At 41.1% G+C, this 17,393-nt stretch carries 14 protein-coding genes; 6 read left to right on the top strand and 8 right to left on the bottom strand.

The features are described from left to right. Nucleotides 1–270 precede the first annotated feature (270 nt). The 4 genes from D6774_02300 to D6774_02315 all read right to left on the bottom strand — a co-directional run bounded on the left by D6774_02300 (nucleotide 271) and on the right by D6774_02315 (nucleotide 10,556). Nucleotides 271–570, bottom strand: coding sequence for a hypothetical protein (locus tag D6774_02300; GenBank protein RME78063.1), 300 nt, complete (start codon nucleotides 568–570; stop codon nucleotides 271–273). Beyond that, nucleotides 570–1,094 (bottom strand): hypothetical protein, encoded by a 525-nt coding sequence (locus tag D6774_02305; protein RME78064.1) that lies wholly within the window; start codon nucleotides 1,092–1,094, stop codon nucleotides 570–572. The genes D6774_02300 and D6774_02305 overlap by 1 nt, the downstream gene beginning before the upstream one ends. Nucleotides 1,095–1,198: 104 nt before the next feature. Continuing rightward, nucleotides 1,199–7,099, bottom strand: coding sequence for a hypothetical protein (locus tag D6774_02310; GenBank protein RME78065.1), 5,901 nt, complete (start codon nucleotides 7,097–7,099; stop codon nucleotides 1,199–1,201). A gap of 73 nt (nucleotides 7,100–7,172) precedes the next feature. Further along, entirely contained in the window at nucleotides 7,173–10,556 is a 3,384-nt protein-coding gene (locus tag D6774_02315; protein ID RME78066.1) for a hypothetical protein, read from the bottom strand. Nucleotides 10,557–10,677: 121 nt separating this feature from the next. Here D6774_02315 and D6774_02320 point away from each other — a divergent pair, with 121 nt between their 5' ends. Together D6774_02320 and D6774_02325 are read left to right on the top strand one after the other, a co-directional pair. Continuing rightward, a complete protein-coding gene (locus D6774_02320; protein RME78067.1) occupies nucleotides 10,678–11,364 on the top strand; it encodes a hypothetical protein in 687 nt (228 codons plus the stop codon). 13 nt (nucleotides 11,365–11,377) lie between these two features. Beyond that, nucleotides 11,378–11,905, top strand: a complete 528-nt coding sequence (locus D6774_02325; protein ID RME78068.1) for a hypothetical protein — start codon at nucleotides 11,378–11,380, stop codon at nucleotides 11,903–11,905. Nucleotides 11,906–12,292: 387 nt separating this feature from the next. Here D6774_02325 and tmk read toward each other — a convergent pair whose 3' ends face one another. Further along, nucleotides 12,293–12,931: a dTMP kinase gene (gene tmk, locus D6774_02330; protein RME78069.1), complete on the bottom strand. Its 639-nt coding sequence runs from the start codon at nucleotides 12,929–12,931 to the stop codon at nucleotides 12,293–12,295. A gap of 98 nt (nucleotides 12,932–13,029) precedes the next feature. Here tmk and D6774_02335 point away from each other — a divergent pair, with 98 nt between their 5' ends. The 3 genes from D6774_02335 (at nucleotide 13,030) to D6774_02345 (ending at nucleotide 15,460) form a co-directional block, all read left to right on the top strand. Next, nucleotides 13,030–13,602: a hypothetical protein gene (locus D6774_02335; protein ID RME78070.1), complete on the top strand. Its 573-nt coding sequence runs from the start codon at nucleotides 13,030–13,032 to the stop codon at nucleotides 13,600–13,602. A gap of 15 nt (nucleotides 13,603–13,617) precedes the next feature. After that, nucleotides 13,618–14,181 (top strand): hypothetical protein, encoded by a 564-nt coding sequence (locus tag D6774_02340; protein ID RME78071.1) that lies wholly within the window; start codon nucleotides 13,618–13,620, stop codon nucleotides 14,179–14,181. Nucleotides 14,182–14,311: 130 nt separating this feature from the next. Then, on the top strand, nucleotides 14,312–15,460 hold the full coding sequence (locus D6774_02345) for a hypothetical protein (protein RME78072.1): 1,149 nt from the start codon (nucleotides 14,312–14,314) through the stop codon (nucleotides 15,458–15,460). A 109-nt stretch (nucleotides 15,461–15,569) separates the two neighbouring features. Here the strand turns inward: D6774_02345 and D6774_02350 are convergent, their stop codons facing one another. From D6774_02350 to D6774_02360, 3 genes are read right to left on the bottom strand one after another with little or no spacing between them, the layout of a single operon-like run. Further along, on the bottom strand, nucleotides 15,570–15,773 hold the full coding sequence (locus D6774_02350; protein ID RME78073.1) for a hypothetical protein: 204 nt from the start codon (nucleotides 15,771–15,773) through the stop codon (nucleotides 15,570–15,572). Then, the gene (locus D6774_02355) at nucleotides 15,770–16,372 is read right to left on the bottom strand and encodes a hypothetical protein (GenBank protein ID RME78074.1); all 603 of its coding nucleotides are present in this window, start codon (nucleotides 16,370–16,372) and stop codon (nucleotides 15,770–15,772) included. Before D6774_02355 ends, D6774_02350 begins: the two co-directional genes overlap by 4 nt. 6 nt (nucleotides 16,373–16,378) lie before the next feature. Further along, nucleotides 16,379–16,687: a transcription factor S gene (locus D6774_02360; GenBank protein ID RME78075.1), complete on the bottom strand. Its 309-nt coding sequence runs from the start codon at nucleotides 16,685–16,687 to the stop codon at nucleotides 16,379–16,381. A 104-nt stretch (nucleotides 16,688–16,791) separates the two neighbouring features. On the opposite strand from D6774_02360, the gene D6774_02365 reads away from it, so the two are divergent. Further along, a partial coding sequence (locus tag D6774_02365) for a hypothetical protein (protein ID RME78076.1) occupies nucleotides 16,792–17,393 on the top strand: 602 nt, incomplete at its 3' end.

A 17,393-nucleotide genomic window follows, 5' to 3' on the forward strand; every position in this document is an offset into this window, starting at 1 on the left:
AGTAGATTACCAACGCCCAGATCACCACGTGACGAAGTTCAAAGACATACTCGTCATCGCATTACAATAAAAAAGAGGAAGAGTCCTCTTAGAAATGCAGTTGTAGTTTTACTGGAGAGAGCTAAGAGCGTAAAGCTCATTCCTGATACGCCCCGCCCACTGCTACTCTCCTAAAAGGCAGCGACGTATTTTTCGCGTAGCGAAAAAGGGTCTTTTGATCTACAACTCCCTCCAGCAAACCACAATGATTGCGGGGTTTCTAAGAGGAACTTAGTTTGGCAAGTTGAGTAATGCCTTAATTTCTTCCATTTCTGCAAGAAGTTCTTCTTGCGTTTTTTCATCAGTTGGACGTCGAAGTTTCATCTTAAGCTCTTCAAGACGAGCGATCTTCAAGTCCTCTTCGCGACGAAGCTCAGCACGCTCAATGCGCAACTGCTCTAATTTGAGCTTTGCAGACTCTTCATCGGATCCAAGGTAGACTGATTTTACCTTTCCATCTCTTGTTTTGAAACTGTGGTACCAATAGGGTCCCAATTCTTGTCCGTTTTTCTTTATGTATCTTTGGTACATTATACCACCCCACAAATTATTAGGTATTGCACAAAACCCCCCAGCCCAATAATAAGAGCACAGAGAATTTTACGCATTAACTTTTTTGAGAGCACCTCTTTAGGAATGCTCTTAGCGTTGTTCTTGTAGTACTCATATGCGCGTTCAAGCGCAACGATCATAATTGCAAAGAGCACTACCATCAGTGCAAAGCTTGCTGCGCTGAGCACAGAAGCTTTGACAATAAACAAAATTGCGAAAACAAATTCAATAAGACCAAGTGCGCAAAGAAGAGGGATTGTTTTCTCAAACACTCTTTTCGTCTTATCTGTACGCTTCTTATCATATAAAAGGTACGCAACACTTATTTGACCTGCAAAAAGTAGTCCTGCAAGCACACCATAGATAAGATTACAGGAGTAGCAAAGAATGGTGTAATAGATGAGGATTTCAAGAACCGCTGTTGCAAAGACCAACGAACACCATAAATCTTCTTCTTTACCTGTTTTGATAAAGTAAGAAAGGGAAATAAGCGTGATGAGCATTGTTAAAAGTACCGGGACATGCCAAGTAAAGCTAAGACTCTCACGAATGAAGAACAATGCTATTCCCAACAGCAAGGTTATCAATCCTAACGTGAATGTTCTTCTCATTTAAGTACCTCCTCTACGCGCTCAGGACGAATTCCTGCTTGTTTCATTTCCATTGCAATTTCCTCCTTAGACTTTCCCTTTCTGAGTTGGTCTTGGACATATCGTTTAAGAGGATCTTTTTCACCGAATAATCTTGAAAAGAGTGGATTGTTTGAAAAGGGGGTTTTGTGCGCCGTTTGCATCTGCCTCTTTCGCGTCTGAGTCCCCTGTGTCTTTTGCGTGGGCTGCCCCCTCTTACTTCGAATCTTATCATCAGAATTGTTTTTAGCAGAAACCCTCTTACCTTTTTGTGAATAACGCTTCTTAGTTGGTTTTGATACTTTTTCATGTAGTTTTTTATGTTTGAAGCCTCGCGCAATTCCAAGAAGTCCCGATGCGATAAGAATGATGATGACAAGAAGAATTTCATTTCCTGGTCTGCAATCTGTAAGGCAAGAACACATCTCATCAACCGAACAAACTCCATCGCCACAACTCGTAGTTGGTTGCGGTTTTTGAATACCTGGAGGTACACAAGTCTTGTTGCACACACCTCCGCAGTCAACACCTTCTTCATCCTGATTTTGAACGCCATCAAAGCAGGAAGCACTCTTACGCTGAGTTCTTGAAGGTGTTTGCGTAGGGATGAAGGAGCCTCCTATTTCTCGAGTTACTGCAGGCATTACGCAGTTCTGAATCTCAACAGGTTTGTTCTTGGTGTTTGAGCAGGAGTTTGTTTGCGTACAGTTTCTTGTTTGCACACCTGCAGAACACTCGCTCCACTCAGAACAGCTCCACGTAGCAATACAAGAGCCCCCGCCACTTCCGCCACCACCGCTGCCCCCGCTAGGAGGTGGAGCAGGAGAATTCACTGTAAGAATTCTTGAACGAGATGTAGCACTGTAGTTTTGGTTCCCTGCAAAAGAGGAATTAAACACGTAGGTTCCTGCAGTGGTGTAATTAGTTTCATTTTCAAGAGGGGGAATACCAGAATTAATGATAATTCCATTTCTCGTGAGTACAAGAGACTCAGGAATTGAGAGGTTGGTCCAGACAGTCACGTTGGTATTTTCAATCGTGCTGATATCTCCTGCATTACCATTAAGTGTAAGGTTAAGTACGGGGGTGAGTTTTTCAACAACGATTAGCTGTTCAAACTGCCCACTTGTGTAGTTTTGTGTTTCTGCAGCTCTGCAAGTAAAATTATATGTTCCTGCAGCAAGCACGTCATTATATGGTGTAGTGACCACTGTTGAATTGATGAGTAATTGCACAGGTAAACTTGAAGGCGTCACACTACACTGCGCACCCCATGTCTCCAGATAATAATTCGTTGGAGGACTTGAAGTAATCAAAGAACTGCTCGGACTCAACTGGAGAGTGACAGAGGGTGTTGCCTTAGAAACGGTAATAATTTGCTCAACGCTGTGAGCAGTGTAATTCTGAGTTTGTGATGAATTACAGGTGTAATTATAGGATCCTGCTGCAAGCGTCGTTACATGCGGTGAAGCGATTGCAGTTCCATTGAGGAAGAATTGAGGCGATACTTGATTCGTATTTGCTGAGCAAGAAACATTACTCTGCACACCATAGGTGAAGCTAGTTCCTGGTTGCGATGCAATAGCAAGGGCTGGCGTTGCGCGGTTTATGGTATAAAACGATTGGTTCTGCGCAGCTGTGTAATTTTGGCTCTGCGCAACAGAGCAAGAATAGTTATATGTTCCCGCTGCAAGAACAACTAATTGATTATTTTCACTCGTTACGTCTGTGCTGTTACGTTCAAGAAGCGCACTATTTTCAGGACTCGTGCATGAACAGCTTGCATTAAGAGCGGTGGTGTACACTTGAGGACTTGCAGGGTTTAGGAGTAATGAACAAGAAGAACTAGCGCGATTAACTGTGAGTATTCGTGAAACATTGCGAGCAGAGTAGTTTTGATTACCTGCAAAGGTAGCTGTGTAGTTGTATGTTCCTGCAGCAAGCGTTGCGAGGTGAGGGTTTGTTACAAGGGAATCGTTAAGAAGAAGGCTTGGTGTTATCACTGTTGATGTTGCATTTGCAGTAGTTAGGGTGCCATAAGTTACGCTAAGATCATTGTAATTCCCATTAAGCGTTAAGTTTAGATCGGGAACAGCTTGGAGGATGCTATATGTTGAGGAAGTTTTGTTCTTATTACCAAAGGTATCGTTTGCGTACCAGGTATAAACATAGCTTCCAGCACCAAGATTGGGAAGAAGCACAGTAACATTATCTGCATTGATTGTTCCAGTATAGTTCGTACCATTAATTTCAAGAATGACTGTGTCGATGTGCGCATCGCTTACTGTAATGTTAAATTCCCAAGGACCTGTAGTATACGTAGAACTGCTAAGAGGGTTTTGAACGTCATTGGAAAAGGTGGGTGCAGTTGCATCAACTTCAAACGTTCTTAAAACACTTAACCCCTTATTTGTTGCATTATCAACACAGGAAACTGACCAATTATACACTCCATCGGCGCGCGTTACAGAGAAGTTCTGCTCAACGGTCTGCGTGATGGTGTTGTCACTCTGGTCAAGAGTTGCGTTAATGAATAATGAGCAATTCACTACGCTTGAGAGTGCATCAGTTGTGTTAAAGGAGAGGTTAAAGGTATTCGTGTTGAATTGTGCGTTGTTGATAGTGAGGAGTTCAACAACAGGACCGGTAAGGTCAGTGGTGAAGAAAAATGTCTGTGACGTGTTAGTATTGCCATTCACATCAGTACAAGAAACAGACCAATTGTGCACACCTTCATCAATACCTGTTATGGTGAAGTTATGCACACCATTAGAAAGCGTAGTGTTTGTTTGATTCAAAATTGCATCCAAGTAAATGCTGCAATTATCCGTTTGATTGTCATCGGATGTGTTAAACGTGAAGTTAAGAGAAGTGTTCTGCGTTATAGTGTTGTTAAGAGGCAAGAGTAGCGTTACGTTTGGAGGAATGGTATCAGGAGTTGCCAAAGTGAAGACGAGAGGGGTTGTCGTATTCACCAAGGTGGTTATTGTGGGGTTCACACTCACATTGAATGTCTCAGAAACAGTTGAGGAAGTAAAATTGAGACGGATCTTAGCAAGCCCTGCAACGTCAGATACTGTTTGTTCAATAAGATCGCCTGAACTGTTAGTTACATTTATCACAGCATTACTTACAGGATCGCCATTCGTGTAGTTGATACGTATGGGATAGTATCTGTGAAGTGTTGCAAGTGCAGAGATGGAAGGTGTTGCAAGAATGGTAAAAAATCCATCAATTACCGGATCTGTGTTGAACGCAACAGTGAAAATTGAGGTATTAATAATACTGGTGTTCGTCGCATTCAGCACAGCTGTTCCCCCCAGTTGTAAAGTGTTCTTGATAACGGAGTTGTTCAGGCGTGCTATTGATGATCCTTCAAGGCGTAGCTCGCCGTCAAAAGTAATATTATCTGCATCAAGCACTGCATTTGATGTTGTTTCAAATCGGTTAACAGAATCGCCAGAATACGTTGAATCAATAATTGTTGCTTGGGAAGATCCTTGAAGAGATGCACGATAGAAGTTGCTGTTGCGTGCATGAAGCGTTCCTGTAAGTGAGATCGCTGTGTTGTTAAAGGTGAAATTTTCAAGAATTGCTGTTCCTGCAATGTCGAGTGTTGCAGCAGTATTTGCCCCCTCAATAACGCTATTATTGAGTACAACAGTTGAGGTATTGCTTGCGTTAATAAGTGTCTGTGCAGTAGGGAATGAATAATTAAACTTTGTGAAATTGAGAATGAGTGTTGTGTTAGCATTCATAATAAGCACTTGATCGGAAAAAGTAATCAGGTCATTGTTACAAGTAACTGTTTTGTTCTCGGGGATTGTCCAGTTAATACCGCTTGGTGGTGTTGCACAACTTGTAAGGACGTCAACAAGGTCACTTACATTAAGAGATTCATAATTAGAATCAGAGCAAGTCACGTTATATGTGTAAAGACCTGCAAGGGTGAAGTTTCGTGTATACTCAAAGAGCTTTGTTGTTGCATTATAATTCATAACCTTGTTAAAACTGTCCGCAAAAGAAATGTTACACTGCGCACTAGAAATGTACAGACCGCTTGTAACATTGGTGTAATTTGCAAAAAAGGTGATATTGTTGCCCTTAGTAATGTTGAGGAATTCGTGATCAGGGTCATTTTGATCCCACACTTCAAGTCGTGCATTTGGCCCAGACGTATAATTTGAAAAGCCAGCAACTTCAAAGGTAAGATTACCTCCAGAATAACTGGTAATATTACAACTTGGAGAAGAACAAAGAACTCCATTTCTGTACACTACGGGACGTTTATTATAGGGAAGACTGACAAAGGTGATGTTTGAAGGAATATTATATGCAGAAAATGTTTCGTTGAATATGATAAGGTTAGGACCAAACGTAAACGCAGCAGTGCTATTAGAATAGTCTACGTCTGCACTAAACGAAACTTTTGCGTAGGGTGAGCTGATAGTACGAGAAGATGTATTAACATCAAGCACAGCATTTATTGCTTCAAGAGCATCAAGCCGTTTAAATGTTCTTCCTGCGGTGGTTACGGTGTGTGTTGAAGATTTAAGTGCTTTGAGAATGCTTTCTTGAGAAGGAGTGTTGTTTTGCAGGGATTCATATTGCGCTATAAGTGCAGCAACACCTCCTACGTGTGGCGTAGCCATCGATGTTCCAGTAAAAGACACGTAAGAAGTAGCGCTGGTGTGACTGGTGGAGTTAATATTCACCCCGGGTGCAAAAATGTCGAGAAGATCACCTACATTAGACAAAGAATAACGAGTATCTGAATAGTCTGAATTACCAACAGAGATGACATCTGGATGACAGGCAGGGTATTGAATTCCGTCGTCAACAGGATCGTTTCCTGACGCAGCTACCAGAGTGATGTTTGCAGCTCTTGCCGCACTAAGAGCGGCGCTTTCAGCAGAAGGGTTTTCAGCTAAACAATCAGACACAGTATTCCATCGTTTAAACTCACCTGATCCAAAACTCATAACAATAACGCTAATGTTGTAGAGGGTCTTGTTTTGCGTACAGTATTCAATTGCTGCAATGGTTGTTGATGTTTGTCCCGCACCATTAACATCAAATGCTTTTACTGCCACAATGTTTGCATCGGGCGCAACACCTCTAAGAACGCCATTTGCTGCTGCAATTCCTGCAACGTGTGTTCCGTGTCCATTATCATCAAAAGGATCGTTATCTGCATTGACAAAATCAGTTCCACCAATCACCTTACTGTTTGGAAAAGCAGATCCTCCTAAATCTTGGTGAAGGTAATTAATTCCAGTATCAATAACACAAATAGATTGATGTTTTCCCGTAAGGTTCACGCCATTTTTGAGTTTCGTATAGACTTTTGTTGCATTAATGAATTGAGTGGATGTTTGCAAAAGAATATGTTCGGGGCGATCATATTCAATTGATTTCACATAGGGATTTTTTCTAAGTGCCTCAAGACCTTGCGGAGAAACTGTTGCAGAAACATAATTGCTTGTTGAAAACAGGTGGCGAATGTTAAGATCTGATTGAGGAAAAGATGCTGCTAAGGAGCGTAGCTCTCTTTGCGCATCGCGAATGCGTTGCTTTTCTTGCGCACTTGCTTGCAGCGGTGAAGGCGTGTCAAGTTCAATAAGAACATCAACAGTTCCTTTTTGATCAAGAACTTCAACAACTTTAGTATCAATGGGTGTTCCGAGTGAAGCAAATCCTGTGATGCTTGATGAGAACAAAAGCGCGTTAAGCGTAATGAGGATGAGGAGCGTAAAAAAGAGCGGCGCTACGCGTACCGTTCTCTGCTCTTCAAGAAGTCTTTGATAATACCTCTTTTTATAATGAGAGCTTAAGCTCTTCCTCTTTTTTTCATTCAATGATCCACCCCTGAATCTTATGGCGTAGTGTAGAAGTAGTGTATATAAATATTACGCTACATAATCGTCGAGAAAAGCCCTCTTGTTAATCGCGTTAACACCAGACGGAGTTCTCTTTACACCACACGTAATCCAAATACTCAGAAACATTCCCTCTAAACTCTTCTTCCGTAGTATTAGCAAGAGCAAGAATATAATGCTGATAATAATTTTTATTATCCGTATTCCTATTGTTAAGCTGTACTAGACATTGATCAGTAAGGTATCCATAAACCCCTCCAACGGGCTCGTCAACACGACTCTCATTTTGAGTAACATTTCTATAATATGTAGGGTTACGTTTCGTATTAAGTGGTGTCATATATTCCATGTGAGTATAGGTTGCAAACTGGTCGTCCTTGAAGAAGACATCAACATTAATCTCTTCACAAGCATCATCGTAATACAAGAAATTCTCCCTGAAATCACTCGGATCAGATCCTCCTCCTGCTTCAAGATAGGTCAATCCAAAAGTATTGTTCCATTTCTGATTAATCATATCAATATAGATTTTCCTAGCCTCATCTTCTGTAAGGTACACGTGGACAGGTAAATCAAAGGTAGCAGTATTATTTGAGGCATCAACAGCTGTAAAACGTGCGGTGTAATGACCGCTCTTATTGTAGGTAAGATTAAAGAAGCTACCCCCCTGCGAAAGAAGGTAATCATTATCATTAGTGGGATCTAAATCCTGGTCAGGTCCGTCCTGAGTGATGTCCTTATCAACGCGTACGTCAAGACCTGATCCGAAGAGAATGGCAATTTTTGAAATACGCACTGTTCCTGGCTGGGGAATATCCTGAGCATCATAATACACCGTTGCAGTTTCATTCGTGTAGGTGATTAGTGGTGAAGGTGCTACAAGAATGCCTGGCGCAGTAGTATCGGGAATAACAAAGAAGTTTCCAATTTTATGCATGTTACCCCACTTGGGGTTATGCTGTATGTGAATATCATACTTGCCCTCGGGGTAACTGCAGGGAATTTCAAAATCAAAATACTTGGAATATTTTTGTCCATCTGGTGGCAAGTACAGTGTTTCTTGAGGGTTTTGATCATCACCACAATACAATATGTCACCTCCTACGGTACAAGGCGTTCCCGCATCATCAGGCTTTCCTCCATTCACATGACTTTCCACATAAAACGTGATGTTAAGATCTTGATTTCCTGAGTTTTTTCCAAACATCAAAAAGCGAACTTTTTCCCCGCAAGTATACTTATTCTCGTTCTCAAACTCTCCACCGTATACAATATGTCCTGCAACGTTGTAATCTGTGGACCATTGTGTTGAATTCTTATCAACTTCTGAATCGTGCTCGTTAATATCGCACCACTCATCATCATCATCTTGCCAGTTCAAATAACCATCATTATCACAATCTTGTGCGGAATTGTTGAAAGACTCATTAATCGTTGTGTCAAGACCGATGAGTGCCACAACATCATTGTAATCCCAATCAGGGTTAGAATACTGGGCATCAAGATCCTCAAAACGAACGCGCCACGTATTATAATCAACACGTTCAACAATTGCGTAATCAGAATCATTAGAATAGTGCTTATATGTAGGAAGTCCCCATTTATCTGCGTGAACAAAAATAGAGAGAACAACCTCATCACCTGCTTGAAGACCTGTGAAATTAGCACTTTTCCCAACCTCTGACTTGTTCACAATAACTGCCTGAACAGGAGACTCAATAAGCAGATCAGAGCGCAATCCAGCACTTGCAGACTCAAAAAGAACATTAAGCGTTCCATTTTCTGGAAGAATGATGGGGAAATTTGCAGGTTTTGAAATTGGCGTTCCATCAATTTTCTTCTTTTTCTTGTGTGTTTGAACATTAAAATCGCGCTTGATAGATCCATTAATTGCAAGATGAAATACTTTCGAAGGATCTGCAAAACCATAATAGGTTCCATTCTCATCAGCAACCAGATCGGGAACGGGTTTTGGTTGCACAGCTTCAAAATCACCTTCTGTTGAATTAAAATCAATGGTGAACACCGAGCTGTCAATCAAAGAAATCTGCGCGCCACCATCAGGATTTCCGTCCTCATCAACAATGCGACCGTACAAGTTAATCGGTCTGTGAATGCAGACAAGTCCATCAAGAGACTCCGTTGAGCAGTAATCAAGTGTTGCAGGATTTCCATCATCACACTCAAGTTGTGTTAAACAATCAAAATAAGGACGTACATCAAAGAGCTCAACTGCTGTAGTGTTCTTATTACCGTTAAGATCAACGGTGTACAAAGTAACGTTGTGAGGAACGCCTTTTGGAAGATTATCGATGGTAAGAGAGGAATCTGAGATATTCGCAAAAAACACTCCGTCAAGATAAACTTCCACGTGGGAAAAATCTAGATCAGAAGGGTTATTCCATGTAAGTGTGAACGAGGTGTTTGTCGCGTTTATTCGAGTAAGGTTGGTTATTGCAGAAGGAGCAATAAAATCAACATTCGTAACTTCCTGAGTGAAGTTAAGCGTGCAATTAAGTGGTTCGATACTTGCATAAAAAGTGTGATTTCCAAAACCTAGCGATTGCACCTGCCAAGAATACGTGCTAAAAGGAGCTGAAATGCTGTAACTTGAAGCATTGGCAAGTACCCCCTGAGGAGTGTAGAGGGTTACGTTGTTTCCTGCACTTGCAGGTTCAGCATTAAACAGCGTAAGAATAACAGAGTCGTTGTTTGTAACACTACTAGGGGAGGAAAACGTACCTGAACAAGCAGGGTAATTGCCCACCGTCGTGTAATTAGTGAAGTGCTCAACATCAACAGTGAGTGTGCCTTCTTGGTAATCAACAGTAGAACAATCCTGTGTGCAAACCTTGCCGTTTTGCAACACAAGGGGTGTTGAAGTATATGGTAAACCCTCAAACACAAGGGTTGCAGGAATATTTGCAGGAGAGTCAGAAGGAACGCTAATGAAATTATATTCAATAACAACGTCTTTTATTGCAGGCTCTTCAACAGCAGAAGAAAACACAATTGCACCAATTCCTTCCTTCTGCACAGATTCGGTGGTTGGCGCGGTAGAACTTGATGTCGAAGAGCTACTTGAACTTGAGCTACTTCCACCACCGCCTCCTCTCGAGCGAGAAGTATAAGAAGCATAGATGGGTGTTGCCTTTTCTTGCTCTTGCAACTGTTCTTGTGCAACTGTTTCTTGAACTTCTTCAAGCAATTGTTGTTGCGTTTGCTCTTGCAAGACACTCACATCTTCCTGAGCACTTGTTGCGTGTGCAGAAGTATCCGAGTCGGTAGTGTCCGTATTAAGGGTGTTTTGTTGTGCTCCAAGTGTGTTTTGAGCAATTGCATGGCCAGTAATAACGTCATCGTGGGAAAGAACGGAAATCGTTGCAAGAGTGGCAAGGCCTGCTATGAAAACAAATACCAGTACCAGTGTTATAAAACCTTTTTTACCACAAGTCATAGTTATGACGTCCCCTTGAAATGGTTAAAAGTAGAGGTAGTATAAATACTCTTCTCTTTTATAAATAAAGAGCGTAGGGCGTCTCCAAACCTTTATAAATTGCCTCTGGCGTATTCAGTTCATGAAAATCCTTGCAATTACTGATACGCACAACTCTCCTACAGCAATTAAAAACATTAAAAAGGCAATTAAGGAAGAACACATCGATCTCATTTTACATGGGGGTGACTTCACTGTTTTTGGAGATACCACAAAAGAAAACCTCCAACTCTTCGAACAACTCAAAAAACCTGTTCTTCTCATTCATGGAAATCACGAAGATGAAGAAGAAGTACGCAATATTTGCGCACAACTCAACAACGTAACCTTCATCCACGAACAAATATGGGAACAAGGCAAAATTAAAATCATTGGCTATGGTGGCGAAGGTTTTCGAAAAAAACAACCTGAGTTTGAAGCCTTCATTAAAAAACATAAAAAACAGATCAAAAAAGGGGATTTTATCATCTTCCTTTTACATCAACCTCCCTTTGGAACAGTTCTTGATGAGCTCTATGATGGCGTACATGTAGGATCGCAATCATTTATGCGTGCTATTGAAGAACTACAGCCCCAACTTGTTTTTGCAGGACACATCCATGAATGCTTTGGACATCATGAAGAAAGAGGGAAAACTCTTTTCATCAATCCTGGACCTTATGGGGCAGTTATTGATCTAGGAATAACCACTACCAAGACGACCACAACTACCAAGTCTCAAAAAGAAGAAACCCAAGAGAAAGAAGAAACCAAAAAGGCGAACGCGTGAAAACAGAGGCCCAATGAAAATTAACTATATTTTAGAACAACTACGAGATGATCAAGGAGTTCAAGCATGGTTAGAACACCACCCTCAAGCAAAACTAGTGCATGTTTTCTTCATGGTCCAAGGAAATAATTACTCAGAATACCATGTAGGCTACTATGATGAACAAACACAAAAAATGACTACGTTCATTGTCAACGGCACATCAATTAGTATCAAAGAAGAAGGAGATCTTCTCAAAAAAGATGATTCGCCATTACTGCCTCTTGATGAAAAAACACTCACCAGCACAGTAGAAGAAGCACTTGACGCTGCCAAAAAAGTACAGGAAAAAGACTATGCCAAAGAAATTCCTCTTAAAATCATGGTAATCTTGCAAAACCTCCCTGATGTAGGACAAGTCTACAACATCACGTATGTAACGCAGAGCATGAAAACACTCAACATTAAAGTTGATGCTGCAACTGCACAAGTACTCTCAGCACAACTCATCTCCCTCTTCAGCACCATGGGCAAACCCCTTGACGGTCTTGAGCGAAAGTAGTTCTTATACCACTAAACGTACTTATCACTCTTGCGTAATTGCTCAATGAAGAATATATGTTTGACATACAGACATTTTATATAGTCTTTTTTCCTACCCTTCTACAACACCGAATTAAGGGATATAACCCTCCGCTTACTCATTAAACCACTCAAATGGCTTGTAGCGTAAGCTGGGGAAAAGAGGTACAATGACACCACCAAAAATAAGCTACAAAACCATCCAAAAAAACACCACCCTCTTCGACCACATCGAAGCCGAAGAGGACTAAATTTTTTTATTCTCAACTTTTCTCAAAAAAATTCAACTAATTCAGCTAAAAAGTAAAAGTATCAACTCATCAGTGCATCATGTTAAGCGGCGCGTCACATACCTTTGCATACATTCTCAATATGGAAGAATTGTTTCTAAGTGTTCTACCACGCTGCTCACAACATCGCAAACAGGTTTGTTCGCATCAATAAATGCAAAAGAAGTATCGGGAAAAAACTCAGGACACTTGCGAAAATAAGATCTAAGCTCTATCTGAAACTTGGGATCCTCAAACTTCTCTTTTTCCGATTCAGCAAGCCTTCTCTTCATAGCAACATCAACATCAACTTCCAAAATTATTGCAAGATTCACGGGTGCAAGTTTTCCCTCCCTTTGCAAATCATGATGTCGTTGCACCAAATACTGCGTGTCCATACCCTGAGCTGATTGATACGCAACAGTATCATAACGCTCCCTATCACACAACACCACCGCACCCCGCTTAACCGCGGGAAAAATCACTTGCTCATGATGCTCAATGCGATCTTCAATGAACAACTCCGTTGCTTTTTCCTTATTAGACCAAGCATCACCATCTGATTGAAGCATGGCCCTTGCTCTTGCACCGAACCTACCATACGTAGGTTCACGCGTAGTTACTATGTGCGTGTACTTCTTACTACGATCATAAAGGTAATTATGAATCTCTTTCAACAACGTTCCCTTCCCAGCACCATCAGGACCTGAAATGACAAATAACAAACCCTCTTCCATGACGAAAACTCTAGAAGTTTCACTTATAATGTTTTTGGGTATCTTTTCTCCCTCATGAACAAGTTAAATCTATAAAGTAGCACTCTATCATAAAAGGTATGAAAGTTGTTGTAGGAATTACAGGCACCATTGCTTCAGGAAAGGGAAGAGCAGCACAATTTTTCAAAGAGCATGGTTTTGAACATCACTCACTCTCACAAGAAATAAGAGCAATTGCAAAAGAAAGAGGACTTCCCATAAACCGAGAAACACTAAGCAAGCTAGGATCCCAACTAAGAGCGGAAAGCAAAGAGAGCATCCTTGCAAAACGCGTTGCAAAAAACATCAAAGGAAGAAAAAAATACTTCGTCATCGATGGGATACGTGATATGAGCGAAGTCAAATACTTTCAAAAACATTTTCACTTCTACCTCATTGGAATTGATGCAGATCCACATATTAGATTCCAACGCCTCAAAAAAAGAAGAAGGAAAGGAGACCCTGACACTTTTGAAGATTTTCTCATCATTGACAGAAGAGAACGACGAGCAGGAGGAGGACAAGAAGTACAAAAATGCCTTATGGCAGCGGACTTTCTCATCTCCAATGACGGTACACTTGAAGAATTCCATAAAAACCTCAAAAAAGTGTTGTCAAAGATAAGAGACGACGTTAAACACTTAAAGAGATAATTCCAAACACAACACATGCGACAACCATTCATCATAGGACTTGTAGGGCCTGTCTGTGCGGGAAAGGGGCATGCAGGAACATTCTTACACCAAGTCCACGGTTATGACTCTTTTGGCATAGGAGATCTCGTAAGAGAACAATGTATTAAAGAGGGAATACCTTTTGGCAGAGAAAACGAAGATGCGATGGGTTATAGAAAACGCGAGGAATTCGGTCCGCACTACTGGATGGAACAAGCATACAATCGTGCAAAAAGAACCGGCCGTGCAGCAATCGACGGCCTAAGAACACTAGATGATGTCGGCTACTTTTTCAATCTTAGGGAGCAAGGTGAAATTAGGTTTACGCTCTTTGCAATAATTGCAGACCAAGAAATCCGTTGGAAACGTATGCAAAAAAGAGCAAGAAAAGGAGATCCTACGACATGGGAGGAATTTGTTAGAAAAGACTTGGAGCACAGGCAAGGAGACATCTTCAAAATAGATGAGTTGGTAAACATTGCAAATTACACGTTCATTAACAATACAGACTTAAGGGATCTCTACGACGCACTTGATAGCGTCGTTGAACAATTTTAACTCATAACAACAACACAAAGAATCCTCTGACGTCAAAGAATCCTCCGACGTCTCACACATAACACTCAGAGTAGAACTTCAAAAAGGGGATTATCATAAAACGCACCTCTTTTCCTCAAATACGTATAATATGACCATGCACACCTCTCAAAAATACACCAATTGCACACTGGGCAACGAACTCTTAGAACAACTAATCCAAGAAGAACGCATTCTCTTCACAGATGCTCACTCTCAAGTAATGCCTGCAAGCATTGACCTTGCAGTAGATAGTGGCTGGCATATGAAAGGTTCGCTTTCAAGACGCCCCTATGAAACAAACTGGGACGTCATTAACCAATTCCAAAAAGCGAAACTACAACCAGAAGACGTGTTACACGTTGGTGAGACCTACATGTTCCACATCACAACGCGACTCAACCTACCAGAACAGATTCACGGATTTGCAAATCCAAAAAGTACAACAGGAAGAGACGGCGTAGTAGCACACCTAAGAACTGATGGGTCCACTCTTAACGATGTTATTCCTCAAGGGTACCTTGGTGATTTATGGGTTGAAGTAACCCCTGAAATATTTCCCATTATCTGGCGTGAAGGAACGCGATTCAATCAACTAAGACTGTTCAAAGGAAATCCCTATCTTAGTGATCAAGAACTCATTGCACGATACGTAAAAGAGCCCTTCATGTACACACCCTATGGAAAACCCATAGCTCCACGCAGAGAGATGTTCTCAAACGGGCTTGTTCAAAGAATCAACCTAGACCTTGAAATACCAGGATTCATCTCAAAACCAAACGCGAAGAACCTTGACCCTATTGACATTGACAATGCGAAAGGAGATATTCCCTTTGAAGACTATTGGGACATTCTTCAAGTATCCAGTGATGAATCAATCACTATTCCTAAAGAGAGAATGGTCATTGCAGTCACGTACGAATTAAACAGATTGCCTTTTGATCTTGCAGGGGAAATGGTCAAAGCAGACGAGCGTACAAGCGCAGGCCTTAGCGCGCACGACGCAGGTTTTTTTGACCAAGGATTTGGCAACGTTGAACATCAAATAGGATCAGCAGGAGTTCTTGAAATTCGCGCAATGAATAGCAACAAACTCATTCGCCACCTTGACGCGATTACCCGCCTACGATTCTCCCCCGTTACTCAAAGCACACAACACTACGGAGAAAAATCACACTATCAGGGACAATCCTATCACGCAAATCCAAGAAAAATCATACCCCGCCTGGCAAAGCACTTCACCATGCCAAACAGAGAATAACAAAAGCATTTCTACTAGTAAAGATAGGTCTCACCGGCACTCGCTTTGTACAATTCTTGTCCTCGCGATCACAAAGAAAATCACAAAAGGCACGCACAACGTGTTATGATTACTTTTCAACCACTATTTTTTTCTTAGATGTTCTGCCAGAAATAATTTTAAAATCCTTTTTGAACTCTTTTTTAAGAAATTTGAGTAATTCTTCATTTGCTTCTCCCTTTTCAGGAGATGCCTTCAATGCAATCTTATAGCCATCAGGGGTCACTTCAATAATACGTGTTTTAGGCTGGTTGGGCTTACAAATAATAATCATAGCACATCTTCTCGTATCATCTCAACAAGTTCAGGAAACTCTTCTACTTGAAAATGACCATTCTTGCTCTCATACACAATGATTCTTGCGCGAGGAAGTTTTTCCCTGTACTTGTGCGCGTGTCGAGGAGGAACACAAGGGTCATCTTTTGAAAAGAGTAATGTGAGCTTTCCACCTTGTTCTTCAAGCAACGAGAGGTCATCACCTAACTCAAAACCTCCTACAAGATCCTCCCCGTCTAGATCATTATCAAAAGGTGGGCAGATAAGATACGTTGAGCGAATTTTTTTATTGAGCTGATTTTCCGAGAGGAATTTTGCCAAAAAAATACCTCCCAAAGAATTTCCAATTAAAATAAGCTCATCACTGCAAAGTTCAAGGTATCTTTCAAACCAAATCTTCCAATCCTCATACTGCGCATTCTCTTTAAGAGGCATACTAGGCCGAATAATATCAAAATCCTCTCCTAGTGCTTGAGTTAAATACTCAGCACTCCACTTTTTTCTCGGCGTGATCTGAAGAGGCTTATTTCTCAAATAATCAAGGAACTCTTCCCTACTCTTAAATGTTGTACCCCCATGAACAAAAAGAACTTGCATGTGAACTTAGTACTCTCGCCACTGATGGTGGCACTTTGTACATTTAAAGAACTGCGTTTCGGACTCATCTCCTGAACGAGTCTGTTGCAACCAGTATTCTGCTTCATCATGGCCGCACTTATCACATTTCACCTTTGTTAAAGGATTGGTGCGAACATCCTCTTCAACAACTTCTACCGGAGCTGCATCTTTTTGTTTTTCTTCAAACTTAAGATCGTTGCCTGCTGAAGAATAGCCACAACTACACTGGGAAACCGTTTTTCCATCTTCCACTTTTGGACGTAGTAGCGATCCGCAGTCTGGGCAAAACATCAAGGAATTAGTTTTCCAAAACTTTATAAAAATTGCGTTGGAAGAGGAAAAGAAGAATTTGAACCTTCATAATAACCTATTTTAATAAGATCTCTCTTAACACGACCATGAGCAATAATCTCTTCACCAAAGCATTTAGTGCATATATGTCTTCTGGACATAATCCTCAAACAGAGGTTAAGACAGTGGTCTTCACGAACCCCTATCAAGTTATTAAGGGATTTATGAAAAATTATGTGAAATTTTTGAGTAGCGAAGACCAAAGATTTGAACCCTTACAAGATCCCCGCCTCTTCGCGCTTCCCAACATTATAGACTATTTAAATCGCAATGAAAAGGCAGATCTTATTGTAAGCGCGTTACACCCCAGCAAAAGCTATGTTCCTGGAGAAGAGCCTCTTAATGGGGTTGAAGTGGTGCGCAGATTGCGTGAACAACAAAATTCTCAACAAATCCCTCTTATCATTACGTACGAGTCATATACCTCCGAAGAATTCAACACGATTACTGCCCACCAAGCACTACTCTTTCCGACAAGAATTTTAAGCTCATCTGACGATACTCTTGATGCATCAAAACAAACAATTCTTAAATACATAAATTCACCTTATACTGCAAGAGAAGCATCAAAAACACTTACAGAACTTCTAGATCATCAAACTTATCAGAACCGAAGTATGCTTACAAGATCAACAAACCAGATCTTGAT

It is taken from the genome of Candidatus Woesearchaeota archaeon (assembly GCA_003695435.1).
In the GTDB taxonomy this organism is placed as follows: Archaea; Nanobdellota; Nanobdellia; order Woesearchaeales; family UBA11576; genus J101.

Excerpts from the sequence above, each read along its gene's own strand:
- D6774_02300 (RME78063.1), bottom strand. The coding sequence starts at position 570 with ATGTACCAAAGATACATAAAGAAAAACGGACAAGAATTGGGACCCTAT.
- D6774_02305 (RME78064.1), bottom strand. The coding sequence starts at position 1,094 with ATGCTCATCACGCTTATTTCCCTTTCTTACTTTATCAAAACAGGTAAA.
- D6774_02315 (RME78066.1), bottom strand. The coding sequence starts at position 10,556 with ATGACTTGTGGTAAAAAAGGTTTTATAACACTGGTACTGGTATTTGTT.
- D6774_02320 (RME78067.1), top strand. The coding sequence starts at position 10,678 with ATGAAAATCCTTGCAATTACTGATACGCACAACTCTCCTACAGCAATT.
- D6774_02325 (RME78068.1), top strand. The coding sequence starts at position 11,378 with ATGAAAATTAACTATATTTTAGAACAACTACGAGATGATCAAGGAGTT.
- tmk (RME78069.1), bottom strand. The coding sequence starts at position 12,931 with ATGGAAGAGGGTTTGTTATTTGTCATTTCAGGTCCTGATGGTGCTGGG.
- D6774_02335 (RME78070.1), top strand. The coding sequence starts at position 13,030 with ATGAAAGTTGTTGTAGGAATTACAGGCACCATTGCTTCAGGAAAGGGA.
- D6774_02340 (RME78071.1), top strand. The coding sequence starts at position 13,618 with ATGCGACAACCATTCATCATAGGACTTGTAGGGCCTGTCTGTGCGGGA.
- D6774_02345 (RME78072.1), top strand. The coding sequence starts at position 14,312 with ATGACCATGCACACCTCTCAAAAATACACCAATTGCACACTGGGCAAC.
- D6774_02350 (RME78073.1), bottom strand. The coding sequence starts at position 15,773 with ATGATTATTATTTGTAAGCCCAACCAGCCTAAAACACGTATTATTGAA.
- D6774_02355 (RME78074.1), bottom strand. The coding sequence starts at position 16,372 with ATGCAAGTTCTTTTTGTTCATGGGGGTACAACATTTAAGAGTAGGGAA.